The organism is Christiangramia echinicola DSM 19838 (genome assembly GCF_000423065.1).
Lineage (GTDB): Bacteria > Bacteroidota > Bacteroidia > Flavobacteriales > Flavobacteriaceae > Christiangramia > Christiangramia echinicola.
The window spans coordinates 194,035-211,681 of sequence record NZ_KE383973.1 but is presented as its reverse complement, the minus strand read 5'-3'; the positions used below and the strand labels follow the sequence as shown (position 1 = coordinate 211,681).

Genomic DNA, 17,647 nt, shown 5'->3' with positions numbered 1-17,647 from the left:
TCTTAATTTAATCTAATTTGAAACTTAGCGAGCAAATCATTTCTACTGCAAAAGAAACCATTTCCAATGAAGCTGAAGCAATTGCGAACCTCAAAAATTTCATCGACGAAGAATTCGCGAAAGCGGTAGAAATTATTTACCGTTCTCAAGGTCGCGTTGTGGTTACAGGAATAGGCAAAAGCGCAATTATAGCTAATAAAATTGTTGCTACTCTAAATTCTACAGGAACTCCTTCAATTTTTATGCATGCTGCAGACGCCATTCATGGTGATCTTGGTATTGTGCAGGATAATGATGTAGTGATCTGTATTTCCAAAAGCGGAAACAGCCCCGAAATTAAAGTTCTGGTTCCATTGATTAAGAATTTCAATAATACTTTAATAGGCCTTACCGCAAATAAGGAATCTTTTCTGGGTAAAGAAGCAGATTATGTTTTGAATTGTTATGTAGAAAAAGAAGCCTGTCCTAATAACCTGGCTCCCACTACAAGCACTACTGCTCAAATGGTAATTGGAGATGCTCTCGCTGTTTGCCTTCTTAATTTAAAAGGCTTCAGCAGTAAGGATTTTGCTAAATATCATCCTGGTGGTTCACTTGGAAAAAAACTATATCTGAGGGTTAGTGATATTACAGCTCAGAATATGAAACCGGAAGTTACTCCGGAAACTGATGTAGCTAGTGCACTTGTTGAAATTTCTGAAAAGATGCTTGGTGTAACAGCAGTTATAGATAATGATAAGATCATTGGTATCATTACCGATGGTGATATTCGTAGAATGTTAAAAGATCATACTGATATAACGGGCCTAAAGGCTAAAGATATTATGAGCAGGAATCCCAAGACAGTAGATCAGGATACTCTTGCCGTGGAAGCCCTGGAGATCATTGAAAAGAATCAAATCTCTCAACTACTTGCCGTTGAAAATGGGATCTACGCAGGGGTAGTGCATCTGCATAATTTAATAAGAGAAGGAATTTTATAATGGAAAAGATCGCGCCCCAGGAAGAACCAGGAAATGAAATGTCTTTTTTAGACCATCTTGAAGAATTAAGATGGCATTTAATACGTGCGGTTCTAGCTGTAGTTATTGCAGGTTCGATTGCATTCGTTTTAAAAAGCTTCATTTTTGATGTTCTTTTATTCGGGCCGGCAAATGGTGATTTCTTTTCCTATAGAGTATTATGCAGACTGTCAGGCTTATTCGGAATTGATGGTGGATTTTGTGATCCTGAAATGCCTTTTAGAATTCAAAGTAGAACTATGGGCGGACAGTTTTCTGCTCACGTATGGACTTCAATAACCGCTGGTTTTATAATTGCTTTCCCTTATGTAATCTATGAGTTCTGGAAATTTGTAGCTCCTGCAATGCACCATACTGAAAGAAAATATGCTAAGGGTTTCATATTCGTGACTTCGCTATTATTTTTTGTTGGAGTGTTATTTGGATATTATGTGGTAACTCCACTTTCTATCAATTTTCTTGGTAAATATCAGGTAAGTGATACCGTATTTAATGATTTTGACCTGAGCAGTTATATAAGCCTGGTTAGAGCCTCTGTACTGGCAAGTGGATTAATATTTGAGTTACCAATTGTTATATACTTCCTTACTAAAGTTGGCGTGGTGACTCCTCAATTTTTAAAGACTTATAGAAAATATGCATTAGTAATAGTGCTAATACTTTCCGCCGTTATTACACCTCCAGATATTGTAAGTCAGATTATTGTTGCTATACCCGTATTGATCTTATATGAAGTAAGTATTGTTATTTCGAAGATCATGTATAAAAAAGAAGAAGAAAAATTAAAAAAATAAGCTATGATAGATCAGGTTGACGAATTCAATTCGTACCGAGCCAAGATGAATGATAAAATCTTATCTGAAAATAATAAAGTTCTTAAACGAATTTTTAATTTAGACACCAACGCCTTCAGTGAAGGAGCGTTAGATAAGAAAACAAAAGAATTATTGGGGTTGGTTGCTTCTACGGTTTTAAGATGCGATGACTGTGTTAAGTATCATCTGGAAGCAAGCCACAAAGAAGGCATTACCCGTGAGGAAGTAATGGAAACATTAAGCATTGGAACCTTAATTGGAGGTACCATTGTAATTCCTCATTTAAGAAGAGCATTTGAGTATTGGGAAACCCTCGAAAACGCTGAATAATTACGGTATGATTTCTGAGTGTTCAGAAATATAATATAAGAATATGAAATTACGTGCGGACAAACTTGTAAAGACCTATAAAGGAAGAGATGTCGTTAAAGGTATTTCGGTAGAAGTAAATCAGGGAGAGATCGTTGGTTTATTAGGACCTAACGGTGCTGGAAAAACTACTTCCTTTTATATGATCGTTGGTCTTATCAAGCCTAATAGTGGAAATATTATTCTTGATAAACAGAATATTACAAAATACCCCATGTATAAAAGGGCTCAGCACGGAATTGGATATTTGGCCCAGGAAGCTTCTGTTTTCAGAAAGCTAAGTATTGAGGACAATATCATGAGTGTTCTGGAACTTACTAAGCTTTCAAAAAAAGAAAGAGTAATGAAGATGGAATCACTCATCGATGAGTTCGGATTAAGTCATATACGCAAGAATCGTGGGGATCTACTTAGTGGTGGTGAAAGAAGGCGAACCGAAATTGCCAGAGCACTGGCCACAGATCCTAGTTTCATTCTTCTTGATGAACCATTTGCGGGAGTTGACCCCGTAGCAGTCGAAGATATCCAGCGTATCGTTGCCCAATTAAAGGATAAAAATATTGGTATTCTAATTACCGACCACAACGTTCAGGAAACTCTGGCAATTACAGACAGGACTTATCTTATGTTCGAAGGAAGCATTCTAAAGCACGGTATTCCTGAAGAACTCGCCGAAGATGAGATGGTACGTAAGGTTTACCTTGGGCAGAACTTCGAATTAAGAAAAAAGAAGCTATTCAATTAAGCTGCTTCCACCTTTCGGTTAGAAATAATCGAAAGTACTACATACAACAGTAGAATAACTGGTATTGCGATAAACTGCAGAAAAATAATCAGGATAATACAACTAATGATAAAGAAATATCGCAGCTTGTTTTCCTTGAATCCCCAGTCTGAAAATTTTAATGCAAAAAGTGGTAATTCTGCATTAAGCAAATAACAACTTACCAGAGTAAGACCTACCAGAAACCACTCATTCAACAATAAACCGGTAATAAATGATCCAGGCTGATACGTCAGGATCAAAGGCAGACTCAAAATTAGCAAAGCATTAGCCGGAGTTGGTAAACCTATAAATGAATCGGTTTGACGCTCATCTACATTGAATTTCGCTAATCTATAAGCTGAAGCCAGTATGATCAACAAACCTATTAAAGCAAAAGGCTTTATTTGAATATCAAAAACAGACGAATTCCAGTCAGATCCTAGACCACCACTTGCAGGCAATGCTTTCATTAATAATTGATACATAACAAGTCCGGGAACTACACCACTGGTAACCACATCTGCCAAAGAATCCAGCTGAAGACCAACTTCGCTTTTCACATTAAGGGCTCTGGCCGCTAATCCGTCGAAAAAATCAAAGAAAATCCCTGCAGCCACAAAAATAGCAGCTAAAATAAGGTTGCCTTTTACCGCAAAGATCACCGCAATGCTTCCGGATAATAGATTAAAAAGAGTTATGATATTGGGGATGTGCCTTTTAATACCCATTGTTTTAGTTTAGTTAGATTTTACTAATCTACTATTTTGAATCCAGAAAGTTCTAAAATTTTGTTATATGTTGTTTGGGATAAATAAACTTTTAATACTAATTCTACTTAAAAAGATTTCTCTCTTTGGTCGAATCGATAACCTTACGATCATATGTCATTACGACTGCAGCATTAGCGAAGTGAGAAATCTCATCAACTTTATTAACGTCATGCTAAACTCGTTTCAGCATCTCTTATAATACTTCCCCAAATTAAAAACAATCAACTACAAGCTAGCAACAACCAGAACTCAGAACAACCAACCCACAACTACATAAACATATATTTAACTCTTAAAAATCCCATCGGCTATCTGATAATTGATAACTGTTAATTGGTAACTGAACAGAGTTTCATATTTTTGGGCAGATCTAAAATTTATGAAGAATCTAATCCTGGCGATACTAAGCGGAATATTACTGGCTATTTCATGGCCAACTTATGGATTTCCATTATTCATATTTTTCGCATTTATTCCGTTATTATTAGCAGAATTTAGAATTAGAAATTATTCTGAAAAGTGGAATAAATTAAAGGTTTTCGGACTTTCCTACTTCAGTTTTTTCATTTGGAATTTAATAACCACCTACTGGATATATTTCTCTACTCCATTTGGGGGAGTATTTGCTATTCTTGCAAATTCTCTTTTAATGTCCATAGTCTTTTTACTTTACCATATAGTTGCTAAAAGAACAGGTTTTAGCGCAGCCTCAGCATTTCTGATAAGTATCTGGATGGTTTTTGAAAGGATCCACCTGAACTGGGATTTCTCCTGGCCATGGCTGAATTTAGGAAACGTTTTTTCAGATTTTATTAGTTGGGTGCAATGGTATGAATATACGGGTACCTTTGGCGGAACACTTTGGGTCTGGCTCGTTAACATTGCTGTTTTTAAATCAATTTTGCAATTCAGGGAATTTAGGGATAGAGGTATTATTTATCCTTCTATATTAAAAGTTTCTCTACTTATTCTATTGCCTGTTGGGCTATCACTCATCTTATATTACAATTATGAGGAACCTCAGGAAAAACTGGATGTAGTGATTCTACAACCTAATATAAATCCCTATACTGAAAAATATAATACTACCGATTCAAGGATTGGAGAGTTGCTATTAAAATTAAGTGAAAGATCGGTCACAGATTCAACCGACCTGGTTATAGCTCCTGAGACAGTTTTCGCTGACGGGACCCGCCTTTCAAATCTAGAGAATTCTGAAGCTGTTTTTTTTGGGCAGCAAATTAGTAGAATTAATCCAGATCTTAGTTTTCTTGGCGGTTTAAGTATGTTCGAGCGCTTTAATGATCCTGAAAAAGTTCGAAAACAGACCAACCAGATTCGCCCAAATGACTGGTATGACGACTACAATTCGGCTTTTATAACCAGAAACTCTATTGATAGTACTCAACTTTACCACAAATCTAAATTGGTGGTAGGAGTGGAAAATTTCCCATATCAGAATATTCTCAAACCAATTCTGGGTGATGTGATGATAGATCTGGGTGGAACCGTAGCCATGAAAACAACTCAGGAAGACCGTGAGGTTTTGTGGGTCAAAGATGAACTGGGTACGGCACCTATAATATGTTATGAATCTGTTTATGGAGAATATGTTACCGGATATGTTGAAAACGGAGCAGGTTTTTTAAGTATTATCACCAATGATGCTTGGTGGGGCAATACTCAGGGTCACCAGCAGCATTTGAGTTATGCCAGATTAAGAGCAGTTGAAACTCGTCGTTACGTCGCCAGAAGTGCGAATACGGGAATTTCCGCTATCATTAACTCCAGAGGAAATATTGTAAAGAAACTTGCCTACGAAAAACAGGGAAGCATTAATGGTCAGATAGGTATAAGTACTGAAAAAACCTTTTACGTAAAGTACGGTGATTATATCCCTAGGATCGCTCAATTCCTTGCTTTGTTCATTTTTCTATTTTCAGTAGTTAAGTTTAAAAGAAAAAGACCCGCTTAAGAAGTGAGAAGTGAGAAATCTATTTTCATTCTGCCTTGTCATGCTGAACTTGATTCAGCATCTCTTCAAAACCACTATTACCGGTCATTTCGAAAAAGCAAAGCGACTGAGAAATCTATTTTTCATTCCGCCACGTCATGCTGAACTTGATTCAGCATCTCTTAAAAACCACTTTTACCGGTCATTTCGAAGAACCAAAGCAACTGAGAAATCTATCTTCATTCTGCCGCGTCATGCTGAACTTGATTCAACATCTCTTCAAAACCACTATTACCGGTCATTTCGAAGAAGCAACGCGACTGAGAAATCTATTTTCATTCCACCTCGTCATGCTGAACTTGATTCAACATCTCTTCAAAACCACTATTACCGGTCAATTCGAAGAAGCACAGCGACAGAGAAATCTATTTTTCATTTCTCCACGTCATGCTGAACTTGATTCAGCATCTCCTCTTTAAAACTCACTTACCGGTCATTATGAAAAAGCAACGCGACTAAGAAATCTTCTTTTCGTCCCTCCACAGGAATAAAATGATCAAAACAGTCTTTAAAAACAATTGATTACTCTTAACTGAAATCTGAAAACCCTTCACTATTCACTTTTCACTATTCACTTTTCACTATTCACTTTTCACTAAACTACTGTCCTCTAAAGAAAATAACCGTACTCAGGGTTTTCAAGAGAATGCTCAGATCCAGGAAAATCCCCCGATGTTTAATATAGTACAGATCATACTGTAACTTTTCCAGACTATCATCATGACAATCTCCATATTTTGCCATAACCTGGGCCCAACCTGTTAAACCAGGTTTGATGATATGCCTTGTATCATAAAAAGGAATAAGTTCTGATAGCTCCTTCACAAAAATTGGCCTCTCAGGTCTGGGTCCTATAAGACTCATATCCCCTTTTAAGACATTATAAAATTGAGGTATTTCATCTATCCTTGCGCGTCTAAGAAATTTACCAAACCTCGTGATTCTAAAATCATTCTTTTGTGCATATTGAGGGCCTGTAGACTCAGCATCCTTATTCATGGTACGCAACTTCAGAATATTAAAAACTACTCCGTTCTTCCCTACCCTCTCCTGAGTATAAAAGAATTTTCCGCGATTTGCCACTAAGTTTCCTATAAAAATAAATGGAGATATTAAAAGACCAAAAATAATTCCGATGATCGACACAATAATATCCAGAACCCTGAAAATCAGGATATAAAACTTGTTTTGGTTACTTCTACTAAACGGAAAGTATCTATAAAAATCCTTATCTACATTTTGAACAGGAATACGTCTGGTAACCTCCTCATAAACCTGGGTATATTCTCTAACTGGGAACCCTCTTTTAAGTAATTCATTTAATTGGTTGTATAGCGAGAACATTAAACCCTTTTGATAAGCACTGGCAACCAAAACCTCATTAATATGATGCTCCTTTATAGCGGTTTGAAGTTCCTGTACTTCAAATCGAATAAGATCATCTCTAACCAGTTCAGTTTTGAACCTTTGGTCTGTATGAATATATCCAACTACAAAATAGTTTGGATCTGACTTCTGAAGAGATTCTGCTATAAGCTTAATATCAAAAGTATCTCCTACAACCAGAACACGTTTATAAAACCGGGGGGAAGATATGAGGTTGATGTATAAAAATCTCCAGATCAATAAAGCTCCAGCTACTGATATAAAAAAGAATAAGATTTGAAGGCGATTTTCTGGTAAGCTAGGCGTGAAAAATGGAGTAAGTATGTAAAAAAGCACAGTCAAACTTGTAGTTAACAATACATTTTTGATCACACTATCAAATCGGTCAGCTTTCTGTAGATCGTACAATTCGAATATATTCCCGAACAAATTCAGGTAAATCAAAAAAACCAGGGTCCAACTCCAATTGCTTGTATCGATTTTGAAATAATCAAATTTGAAAATTATTCCAACTATTGCTAGAGTTAGCAGAACACCAAGCATATCAAAAAGACGCAAAAGAACTTTACGTTCAGAAATCTCGAAATGAATTAGGGGCTTCTGAGACATGAATGGTTAGGTTTCCTGATCGGGATAAATATATAATTTTTAACCTAGCAATTCTAACCAAAGAGGTTTTACCTTACCCCAGTTAAAGTTTTCAACTTTTTGCCTTCCCTGCACACTGAGTTTTTCTGTCAGCTCCGGATGCTCTATTAATTGTTTAACAGCCATTGCCATAGCTTCAGCATCGTTGGAGTCAACTAAAAGACCGTTCTCCGTGTTATTTATTAAATACGGAATCCCTCCAACATTGGTGGAAACTACAGGCATTCCCAGCGCCATAGCTTCAATCACACTAACAGGGGTATTATCTATACTGGTAGTATTAATAAAAATATCATATTCGTTTGATAGATCTATCCACTCCGATTTTTTTAGTTTACCCGGAAATTTCACCGCCAGATCTTCATCTTTCGCCATTTTCTTTAATTCCTCATGGCTTCCGTCTTTATCGGCACCAACCATGCAGAGTTTAGCCTCGGGATAGTCCTTCCTTAAAATTTCTAATACAGTGATAGCCATTTCCGGATTATAAACTTTATCAAAAGCTCGGACCCATAGTAATTTCGGAGCTACCTTGTTTCTTTTTATAAAGTCATATTCAGATAATTCTATAGAATTAGGTATATAGACCATATTCCTTAACTGGAATCTTTTCAGTTTGTCTTTCAGAAAATCAGAGGGCACCACATTGGCTTTCGCTTTCCGGAATAAATTTAGAATTCTCGAAGAAGACCTGCTGAACCTATCTTCCAGATTCCCTCCATGCAGAATAAAGATATAAGGAGTACTAAGAAGCAAACAGGCTTGAGCGCTTAAAACGGCATACCAGAAATTAGTAGTACTATAGGTGTCTATCAACACCAGATCTACATTCCTTTTCAGGATTACGCTACCCAGCATATGAAGTAATCTCAATGGTTTATTCCTGATAGAGGAAACTGAATCTACCCTGTAACCTTCAGCTTTCAGCAAAGATGGGAGTGTATCAATGCTGGTGGGTGAAAAACCATGTTTCTCTAATTTATTGCCTAAGTAGAGAATTCTTTTCATTAACTAAGCACTTCGTTCCACTGGTCTTTAATATTGTTCCAGTCGAAAGATTCAACTTTATCTCTGGCATTTATACATAATTTCTCTCCTGTTTCGGGATTTTTAATAATTCTTATGATCTCTCTGGCCATGGCTTCTTCATCTTCTTCCGGCACCAGTATTCCGTCATGTCCGTTATTGATCAACACCGGCATTCCTCCCACATCTGTACTCACCACTGCCAGTCCCAGGCTCATTGCCTCTATCACGCTTATAGGAGTATTGTCTACCGACGTGGTATTGATAAAGAAATCATAATTTCTGGAAAGTTCTGCCCAGTGCTTTTTCCTGAGTTTTCCGGTAAAGCGGACATCCAGATCAAATTCTTTAGCTAGTTTTTTACAACTGGCCATTGTCCCGTCTTTCTCTGGGCCAACCATACATAAGCTTGCGTGAGGATAGCTTTGTTTTAAAATTCGTAATACCTCTAAAGCCATAAACGGATTATACCTCTTCTGAAAACGTCTTACCCATAATAGCTTTGGCCTGAACGAAGCACGTTTGCTAAAAGGATAATTATCAGATTTTATGGCATTGGGAATGATCTGGGTATTTTTAAATCCGTGCTGCAGAAAGATGTCGTATAAGAATTTAGAGGGTGCTATATTTACCCTGGAATTACCAAATAGGCTATGACTAAACTTCTTAGAATTCTCTAACCTTTCCGGAAGATTCCCGCCATGTAGGATAGGTATATATTCTAGCCCAAACAACTCACAGGTTTTCCCTACTAAATAAGCATAATAGAAATTCATTGCCCCATAGGTGTCAATAAGTACAATATCTGTTGTGGCCTTATGCTTTGCAATCAAACCCAGCATCTCGGCCAGTCTTAAGGCCTTATTATTTCGGGTAGAAGCAGTTTTCACCTTATAACCTTCTTTTCTAAGCATTTTACTGAAAAAAGAGATATAAGTGACAGTAAAACTATTGACCTGCAAGTCGTTTCCTATGTACAGGATTCTTTTTTTCATCTACTATATATAATAAAGCAAGTCCATATACAAACCCTGGTAAGGCTATTCGCATTGCAGAGTGATTAATCGTCATAAACCAAAATGTAACAAATGCCAAAAAGTAAAAATTGTTTTTAAACTTAAACCAAAAAGTTATAGGTACAATTATAATTATACATAATGCTATAATTCCTAAAATTCCGTGCTCCGCCAATAACCTGCTTAATTCATTATGACTTGCTATACCAATTCCTAAATTTTCTTCTCTATATTCCTTTCCCTTTCCTACTCCAATTCCAGTAATTGGATGATGATAAAATGCAGATAATTCGGTTTCAATTAACTCCATCCTACCAGTAGTAATATCATCTTCCACCTGACCTAAAGCATTCCGATTAGTATACCTATTTCCAATTAATCCTCCTGTTTCCATAGAAGTAAACATCCACACTACTGTAAAAATTATTACAACTCCTATTATTTTTAAATTAGTTTTTTTGATAGTTTTTAAATCCTGTTTGGAATAAAAGAAGATTAAAAAAGCTATGAGACAAAGAATTCCAGTGACAATACCCCCTCTTGAAAAAGAAACTACCCCCCTATAACCAACCATTATCAACAAGATTGAGTCAATAATATTAATTCTCAAAGATTTTATAGTAAATAGTCTCGTAGCTAACAGGAAAACAGCAAGCCCCATTGCCGTAGAAATTTGATTTGGTCCAAACCCACCTGTAGAAGCATAGTTCCCCGAAAAACTTATTTTAACTTCATCTAAACTCGGTGTATAGAAAAGAAGATAAAATGCTTGTGCAACAATAGGCATTAATAGCATCAGAAATACCCTTTGGAAATCCTCTTTTTTAATTTTTTTATAATAGCAATACAAGGCTGAAACACCTAAGCATACTGGACCAGCCAAATTGAAAGCTACCTGTTTTCTAAATTCAAAATCATAGCTCATAGTAAATGTCACCATAATCACTCCAGGAAAAAGGATCAATAAATAGATCCAGAAAGGAACAGTCTTAGAACTTGCTCCTTTAAAAAACATACCAATAACTAGAAATATAATTACTGCGTATTTACCGGTTTCATAGAAAAAAACAGCACTAGTTTGACGAAAAAATACCTCTCCTCCAGCGATATAAGCAGCAGCCATAAGGGCTTCGTTCCCTTTATTCTTACGATCAATAATAACGAAAGTAAAAGAAGCCATAATACCTAATAGAATGACCTTGGCCAAACCTGGAAACAGATATATTATAAAACCATACCCTAAATGAAGCATTAACATTTTCAGGTAGAATTGATTATTTATTCTATCAAAATTTTTCACAGGTTTTCTATGAATTGACTGTACTTGTTTATTACTGATTCTTTTGAATATCTTTTTTTAATCCTTTCCTTAAGATCATTGCCGTCTTTTTTCCTTTTAGCAGGGTGGGTTATATATCCAAGAATAGCCTCAGCCAGGACTTCAAATTTTGAAGATGGTATCAGAACTCCATGATTTCGAACTACTTCTTTATTTTCTCCAACTTCAGTACAAATAACTGCCAATTCATTCGCACCATACTCGAGAATCGCTAAAGGCAAACCTTCAGATTTTGAACTCAGGATACCAACATGCATATTAGCTAAAATTTTTGAAGGATCACTAAGCTCGCCATGATATTCAATATAGTTACGAGCATTTATTTCACTTTCCAATTGCTTGGAATATGTATCTTCAAAACCCTTACCTATCAGATTTAGCTTTATTTCATATTTCTCCCTCACCTTATCGCATGCTTTCAAAAGTGTAAAATGATCTTTTTGTTCTCTGAAATTAGCCAGACAAACCAACTGATAAGGTTTATTTGCTTCAGATTCTTTTAGCTTTTTTCTTGGAAATTCTATAAAGTTATTAAGGAATATGACTTTTTCACATTTAAGCTTTACAATAGCCCATTGTTTCAGTTTTTCATTTACGCTAATAATTCCATCAAAGTTCCTAGAAAAATATTGCAATGGTTTTAATTGACGGTTTTCAAGATATTCGCTTTCTCCATAGTGATCATGCCATACCAACTTTATTCTTTTATTCAACATTTTGGATAAAACGCCAAGAAACCATGAAGTACCATGAGCCTGGACCAGATCAATATGCTTTTCTTGAATATAATTTGAAAGCTTTTTTAAAGCTCTAACATCGATTGTACTCCTCTTATTTAAAAATAAATAACCAATATCACTATTAAGCAATTCCATAAAAGCTCCTTCTTCCCTAGTGGAGACAAGGAATGAGGAGTGCCCTGCTTCCTGCAATGCATTGGCATAATTAATTGCCATCCTTTCAGCGCCACCCGGGTGCAGCGTATCTATAAGTTGAAGTATCCTCATAGAAATTTCTTTATTTCTGAATTGAATTTTTCTAGGGTATAATCCTGAGCCCATTCCTGTGCCTTTGCAGATTTATTTTCTAATTCATAAGGCATTGACAGGAAACCGGATATTCTTTCAGTTGCCTCATTCACTTCAGGTTCAATTAGAATTCCTCTTTCACCATTCCCCAACATCCATGGTACACAGCTAATAGCGGTTCCAATCGGTACGCATCCAAAGAACATAGCCTCGGCCAGGGCTTTAGGCCAGCCCTCACTTTTTGAAGGTAATAATGAAAAATGTGATTGTAAATACGCCTCTTTGACTATTTCAGAATTTTGATTGCCATGTAAGGTGATCTCTTTTTCGAGATCGTTTTTATTGATATAATCTGCGAGCCCATTAAATAGTTCACCATCTCCATATACATCCAATTTTACATGATACCCTTTCTTCTTGATGGACTGAATTATTTCTACAGCCATGAAAGGCCTTTTTCCTTGAGAAAGGGCACCTACAAATAAAAATCTATAAGGTGCCTCGAAAACTTTCTTATACTCTTTAATCTCCGATTTGGAGAAACTGGAAGTAAAGAAGGGAATTACGTTCCGGCCCTGATCAGACCAGTTACCATAAACTAAAACTTTCACGTTACGTGTGAGGAATTCATGGGCCAGGATTTGTTTCTGTAACTTATAAGTCCAGGGCTGTTGAGCATCACCATCCCAATTACCTGCATACTTAACTGTTTTTGGTTTACCTGGAAAAAAAATCTGTACGATACAGGCTAACAAACCAATATTTCCCGGACACCGTATATGTAAATGATCGGCCTTAGCCATCAGTTTAATTATTTTAAATAATGCTCCAGGTATTTTTGTTATTGAAATTAGGCTTTTCCTTTTGCTTGTGAAATTTAAGGTCTTAAGAGCTAGAAAATGAATATCAGTCCTTTCATATACCTTATCAATTCGATCAGCTGAAGCTTTAACAGGAGCGATTACGTAAATATCTTCAACATATTCAAACCAAAGATCCATTTCCCGAACATACGGTGCATAGGCCGAAAGATTACCTCCATGAAAAAAATGTTCAGCATGAGTAAATACAGCCAGTCTCATAATCTGTTTTTGAGTTGCATCAACATAGTAAGCTGCATGCATTGGAACATGTGGGCATCATTTTCTTTTGAAAAACTGATATCCCTATGATGCCACTTCTTACTTAAAGTTGATTTTTTTTCAGCTGAAATTGGTAACCCGTTAATTAAGAAAAGCCATTTCGTCTTTCCTAAGACGGCTCTTCTATCCAAGATTTCAAAGTTCTCGGCATATTTGTAATATACTTTTTTAGAAAATGGCCACTCCCAGTCTTTATCACTTTGAAAAGGTCTATATAAATTACGTATGGTTTTTACAGGAAGACTCGTACTTAAAGGGTCATAACTAATAATCTTCGCATTAGGTTTCAGCTTTTCCTTAAGCTTATTAATCAGTTTATCGGTATCCTTAAAATGATGAAGTACTCCATATGCATAAATAAGGTCGAAATCTTTCTCCTTGAAATTATCTGATAAAAAATCTATTGCATAAACCCGGGCATGAGGAAATTTATTTAATCGTTTACCTAAACTTTTGATGGCCTTTTCGCTAAGATCTATACCCACATATTCTTTTGAATTTTTAGCTAAATGAAAAGATAGGGAATTCCCTTCGTAACATCCCAGATCCAAAACCTTCTTATTTTTAAGATCTCCCAGCCAGTCCAAATGGAGCTGGTGAATCTCTTTCTCAAGGCCTAATTCTTTTCGGAAGGAATTTAAAGTCTTGTTCCTAATGAAATACCAGAACCTCGTCACCAGATTTTTTTTCTGGTTCTCATAAAAAGCCTTCTGTCTTTTTATCATTTCATTACCTGCTGCCATAGGAATAATACAATATAATTTATCTAAATAAGTAGGTATAAAGATCACTCAAATTATATTTTATAGAAGAGATAAAGGTGAAATCCATCTCTTCATCATGAGCTTCATCACCATCATACACTAGGTAATATTCTCCATTCAAAGGATTTACGTTTAAATGATGCATTCCTCTATCAAACCATTTTAAAGAATCAGACTTATACAATTGGTTTTCAATAAATTTTTCGAACCTGTCAGAATCCAACGCATACAGAGAAACGCCTGTGCCATAACCTTCAGTATTATTCTGAAAGGGTAAATACCATTGACCATCAACAGAAAAAAAGTTACCCGCAGGTCTGATCTCATTACCTTTTTTAATTTTAAATGAAAAGTCTTCTTCCCAATCACCAAAAAGGCTGTCACTTCTGAAAATCCGTTGATTGTAATTGTTATCTATACCAACGATCAGATTCAGGCTATCCGAAATCAAAATTGCCGGATCTTTTAATTTTATGTTAGCTATTAGGGTGTCACTTATTTTCCATTTTTTCGGAAATTCCACTGCTCTATATAACACGACATTATCAATAGAAGCCGATTCCGGTAAAATATACTTTTTATTCCTATACTCAAACACCTGCGGAAAGGAAATATGAAATGACTCATCAATTACATTTCCTACAAAATTATAATTTTGCCCATCCTTCGAATGAAATAAACCTATTTTTGCAGGTCCCTGTTTTTCCTGATTTTCAAAAAAGATATAGAAATTATTTTTCTCGAAAAAAAGAAAAGGATCGGCAATAAAACTGGTGTTATTATTTGTTATCGTCTCTAAAGAATCTTTTTTTAGAATATTTAATCTTGATGGAACAAGTTTTTTAAGAGGATCCTTGGTTTTCATAAACCCAATTGACCAGCCTTCGCTTTTAGGAGTGAGAAAAGGATATCTTTGATTAAAGACAATTAAAAATCCTAATAGAGAAAATATTGACAATATACCAATTTTAAATCTTCTGTTCATCTATTTATTTGTGGCTTTGAGAAAATAAGGCTTACCAATCCTGCACTTCGGCCAACAGATTCATTTATTGATTCTTTGCGATTATTTTTACCGAAAGCATTACCAAATCTGATAAATAATAATAAAATATTTATAAGGCTCCACTTTAAATTTGCTGTTAAGCCTGGCTTTGGATATTTTAACCTCCAAACATAAAATCCGTTCCGTATCATCATTTTACCGTACCTGATATAATCAGGTCTGCCTGAAGCCTCATGTAAATGTTGGACCTGGGCGGCTGTATTAACGTATAACTGACCGAGCCTGGAAGCTCTTAGGCAAAAATCCATGTCTTCATATAGGCCATAGCCCTCAAAATACGGAGAGAATTTTATTTTTTCAAAAAGTTCCTTTTTATAAGAAGAAACCCCTCCCATAAAGAATTCAACTTTATAGCTTTTACCTGATGGAGGGAGGAAACTGATTGCCAATCCGTGCGAAAATTCAGGCATATAGCCGGGTGACCTGTTAGACAATAAGCCTAAACGCTTTCTTAGACAATTACGCTGTCCAAGTTTACGCGTATACCCATCTGTCACAAAATCATCAGCTTTTGGAATATAATCCTCTCTAATCTTTAGCCATTTTATTTCATCCTTTATCCATCCCCCCACAGCAAAAGCATCCGGCTTTACGGTATAAGTTTTAATTAGCTCTCTGAAATAATCTTTTTCGAGAACTATATCATCATCAAGGAAACAGACAACATCCACAGCTCCACTTTTAAGAATTCCGAAATTCCGCTGCCTGGTAAGTCCCCGGTCCTCCTCTTCCACCCTGAAATACTGAAGATCCTGATAAGGTTTTTTTTCTAATATTTGTTCGGTCTCCATTCCATTAGACCCATCCACAATAATTATCTCATCCGGGTAAAGACTCTGATCTTTGACTGAGTCCAGCAATCTTATTAGTGAATCTGCACGTTCGTAGGTACAAATGATCAGGCTAAATGTAGTTTTATTATTAGATTTCATCGACTTAGCTTTTTCAACACTAATTGATCGCATAATTCCTCGCTTTTCTTCCAGCGCTTCTGTATAAGCCTGTAATACTTAAAAGGATTTCTAACAGACTGCTTTCTGTAAAATTTTAGGAACAAAGAAGCTTTATAGCCCCTAATCATTTCCTTTGTATAATGCTTCTTTATTAGGTACATCAAGGTTGGAGATGGCTTAGGTTCCAATCTATTTTTTCTCCAATTATCGACAACCGTGGATCTAAATCCTCCCCTCTTGGCCTTCAGATGAGTAAAGCTCAACCCCGGGTGAAAAATGATATCACTGCCTAATTCCCTCAATTGTAGTCCGAAATCTAGGTCTTCTCCAAAACCAAATTCCAAAACCTCATCGAACTTACAATTTTTGGCAATGCTGGATCGGACTATGGAGGTTCCTGATCCAAAGGCTCCCCATTGTTTTATTTTTCGGAAAACCGCCTCTTCTCCCGGTTGTAAACAGGCCAGGTTTAAAGTATCAACCTGAAGCCTATGTAATTCTCCCACCGACCGCTCTAAGAGATTGGCAGGAAGCCTGATATCATCATCTGCCAGGAAAACCCATTTAGATTTGACTTCATTTAAGGCTATATTCCTGGCATTGCAGGCACCGGTTTGATTTATGAATTTATGGATGATCTTAAATGGCCAGTCATTATTTATAAAATCCAGTTCATTGTCTGCAGAGAGATCCGGGTTTTGTTCGACGATTATTACGTTTGTAGGAAGTAATGTTTGTTCCTTTAGGTCTTTTAGAACCTGTTGTACATATTCCGGTCTTCCTAATGTTGGGATCACTACATCCAAATCTTCCTGTTTGATTTCTAATGCATCTTTCAACTTGATCTCCTCCAAGTCAATATTTTTCTGAAAAAGGTTTTTTACACCCAATGCTAATATTAGATTCCAAAAGAAAATTTCCTTTTTATACTTTTTCAAACAGTGTGACAACACCCATAACCATTCTTTCTTATAATGCTGGCCTACGAAAGTGAAAAATTCAGCATTACTCGCCTGAAACTCGAGTTTCTCTCTATTTTCTTGATTCACCAGTCCTGGATCGGAATAACAGAAAAGGGAATTTTGTTGTCCAGTTTTAGCTATGGAATTGATCAGGTATCCAAAGCTCTTTTGATCTCTTAAAAGCTGACGGAACTTTATCGCTGTTTTTCCAAAGATCCCTCCTACGTCTGTACTCATTAACCAGGTAGGATATTTTACATCCGGTTTAGGATTGATAAATGGCAGTTGATCTACATATCCAATATCCTCTGAAAAATAACGTGTCCTGATAGCAAAAGACGTCATGATATTATGATGGGCGAAAAGCTGTTTGAAGTAAGTTCTATTTAGCTTATCGAAGTGTCTTTTTTCGATCCACACCAGTATTTCTTCAGGATAATTCTTTGCAATTTCCCAGAAAGCTTCCACAAGTGAATTGCTTTTAATCGATAACTCTTCATCTTCCCGAAAGACTTGGTCAAAAATTTTACCTTCCTGGTGTATCAAATAGATCATCTGGGA

17 protein-coding genes are annotated in these 17,647 nt (G+C 36.1%); 6 read left to right on the top strand and 11 right to left on the bottom strand.

Annotated features, from left to right (window positions below):
• The first annotated feature begins 17 nt into the window (after positions 1-17).
• From G530_RS0116250 to lptB, 4 genes are read left to right on the top strand one after another with little or no spacing between them, the layout of a single operon-like run.
• Positions 18-983, top strand: a complete 966-nt coding sequence (locus tag G530_RS0116250) for a KpsF/GutQ family sugar-phosphate isomerase (RefSeq protein WP_026935529.1) — start codon at positions 18-20, stop codon at positions 981-983.
• The gene (gene tatC / locus G530_RS0116245; protein ID WP_026935528.1) at positions 983-1,816 is read left to right on the top strand and encodes a twin-arginine translocase subunit TatC; all 834 of its coding nucleotides are present in this window, start codon (positions 983-985) and stop codon (positions 1,814-1,816) included. Before G530_RS0116250 ends, tatC begins: the two co-directional genes overlap by 1 nt.
• A gap of 3 nt (positions 1,817-1,819) precedes the next feature.
• Entirely contained in the window at positions 1,820-2,167 is a 348-nt protein-coding gene (locus tag G530_RS0116240; RefSeq protein ID WP_026935527.1) for a carboxymuconolactone decarboxylase family protein, read from the top strand.
• Between the two features lie 43 nt (positions 2,168-2,210).
• Positions 2,211-2,951 carry an LPS export ABC transporter ATP-binding protein gene (gene lptB / locus G530_RS0116235; RefSeq protein WP_026935526.1) on the top strand — a complete coding sequence of 247 codons (741 nt, stop codon included), beginning with the start codon at positions 2,211-2,213 and terminating at the stop codon, positions 2,949-2,951.
• On the opposite strand, the gene G530_RS0116230 is transcribed toward lptB, so the two are convergent.
• Positions 2,948-3,700 (bottom strand): CDP-alcohol phosphatidyltransferase family protein, encoded by a 753-nt coding sequence (locus G530_RS0116230; protein WP_026935525.1) that lies wholly within the window; start codon positions 3,698-3,700, stop codon positions 2,948-2,950. The genes lptB and G530_RS0116230 overlap by 4 nt on opposite strands.
• A gap of 421 nt (positions 3,701-4,121) precedes the next feature.
• Here G530_RS0116230 and lnt point away from each other — a divergent pair, with 421 nt between their 5' ends.
• Together lnt and G530_RS0116220 are read left to right on the top strand one after the other, a co-directional pair.
• Entirely contained in the window at positions 4,122-5,717 is a 1,596-nt protein-coding gene (gene lnt / locus G530_RS0116225) for an apolipoprotein N-acyltransferase (protein ID WP_026935524.1), read from the top strand.
• Positions 5,718-5,950: 233 nt separating this feature from the next.
• Positions 5,951-6,175, top strand: a complete 225-nt coding sequence (locus tag G530_RS0116220; protein ID WP_156888649.1) for a hypothetical protein — start codon at positions 5,951-5,953, stop codon at positions 6,173-6,175.
• Positions 6,176-6,356: 181 nt separating this feature from the next.
• On the opposite strand, the gene G530_RS0116215 is transcribed toward G530_RS0116220, so the two are convergent.
• From G530_RS0116215 to G530_RS0116170, 10 genes are read right to left on the bottom strand one after another with little or no spacing between them, the layout of a single operon-like run.
• Positions 6,357-7,751: an exopolysaccharide biosynthesis polyprenyl glycosylphosphotransferase gene (locus G530_RS0116215; RefSeq protein ID WP_026935522.1), complete on the bottom strand. Its 1,395-nt coding sequence runs from the start codon at positions 7,749-7,751 to the stop codon at positions 6,357-6,359.
• Between the two features lie 39 nt (positions 7,752-7,790).
• Positions 7,791-8,798, bottom strand: a complete 1,008-nt coding sequence (locus tag G530_RS0116210; protein WP_026935521.1) for a glycosyltransferase family 4 protein — start codon at positions 8,796-8,798, stop codon at positions 7,791-7,793.
• On the bottom strand, positions 8,798-9,811 hold the full coding sequence (locus tag G530_RS0116205) for a glycosyltransferase family 4 protein (protein WP_026935520.1): 1,014 nt from the start codon (positions 9,809-9,811) through the stop codon (positions 8,798-8,800). Before G530_RS0116205 ends, G530_RS0116210 begins: the two co-directional genes overlap by 1 nt.
• Positions 9,765-11,132, bottom strand: a complete 1,368-nt coding sequence (locus G530_RS0116200) for an O-antigen ligase family protein (protein ID WP_026935519.1) — start codon at positions 11,130-11,132, stop codon at positions 9,765-9,767. Before G530_RS0116200 ends, G530_RS0116205 begins: the two co-directional genes overlap by 47 nt.
• A complete protein-coding gene (locus G530_RS0116195) occupies positions 11,129-12,178 on the bottom strand; it encodes a glycosyltransferase family 4 protein (RefSeq protein WP_026935518.1) in 1,050 nt (349 codons plus the stop codon). The genes G530_RS0116200 and G530_RS0116195 overlap by 4 nt, the downstream gene beginning before the upstream one ends.
• Positions 12,175-13,281: a glycosyltransferase family 4 protein gene (locus G530_RS0116190; protein WP_026935517.1), complete on the bottom strand. Its 1,107-nt coding sequence runs from the start codon at positions 13,279-13,281 to the stop codon at positions 12,175-12,177. Before G530_RS0116190 ends, G530_RS0116195 begins: the two co-directional genes overlap by 4 nt.
• The gene (locus G530_RS0116185; protein WP_026935516.1) at positions 13,278-14,084 is read right to left on the bottom strand and encodes a class I SAM-dependent methyltransferase; all 807 of its coding nucleotides are present in this window, start codon (positions 14,082-14,084) and stop codon (positions 13,278-13,280) included. Before G530_RS0116185 ends, G530_RS0116190 begins: the two co-directional genes overlap by 4 nt.
• Before the next feature lie 19 nt (positions 14,085-14,103).
• Positions 14,104-15,090, bottom strand: coding sequence for a glucosamine inositolphosphorylceramide transferase family protein (locus G530_RS17415; protein WP_026935515.1), 987 nt, complete (start codon positions 15,088-15,090; stop codon positions 14,104-14,106).
• A complete protein-coding gene (locus tag G530_RS0116175; protein WP_026935514.1) occupies positions 15,087-16,103 on the bottom strand; it encodes a glycosyltransferase family 2 protein in 1,017 nt (338 codons plus the stop codon). The genes G530_RS17415 and G530_RS0116175 overlap by 4 nt, the downstream gene beginning before the upstream one ends.
• Entirely contained in the window at positions 16,100-17,641 is a 1,542-nt protein-coding gene (locus G530_RS0116170; RefSeq protein ID WP_026935513.1) for a glycosyltransferase family 2 protein, read from the bottom strand. The genes G530_RS0116175 and G530_RS0116170 overlap by 4 nt, the downstream gene beginning before the upstream one ends.
• Between the last annotated feature and the right edge of the window lie 6 nt (positions 17,642-17,647).